Below are 305 nucleotides of genomic sequence, written 5' to 3' on the forward strand. Positions count from 1 at the left end.
CAGCAAGCACAGCGCCCTGGGCCGAGAAGGCTTCAAAGACGATAGTCTCGTCGGTCTCATCGATGCTATCAGCATCTACGCGGTAGAAGACAGTCTTCGAGGTCTCGCCCGCAGCAAAGGTCACGCTGGTGCCGGAGTTGAAACTGTAGGCGTCCGATCCGGCCTGGGCTGTGCCCGACAGGAAGCGATACTCCACCGTCACCGGCTGATCTGACGGCTCGCTCAGCGTGATCGTCCATTGCAGATAGAATGGATCTTGCGAGGTCGTTCCCTCAGATACCGTCGACCCAGACACCGAAACCGTG

General features: G+C 59.0%; 1 protein-coding gene. It reads right to left on the bottom strand.

The genetic code is table 11. The annotated features are described in order from the left end of the window. Window positions 1-305: Calx-beta domain-containing protein (locus tag Q1A71_RS23620; protein WP_299682839.1), on the bottom strand; the 305-nt coding region annotated here is incomplete at both ends.

This window comes from uncultured Roseobacter sp., from assembly GCF_947493125.1.
In the GTDB taxonomy this organism is placed as follows: Bacteria; Pseudomonadota; Alphaproteobacteria; order Rhodobacterales; family Rhodobacteraceae; genus Roseobacter.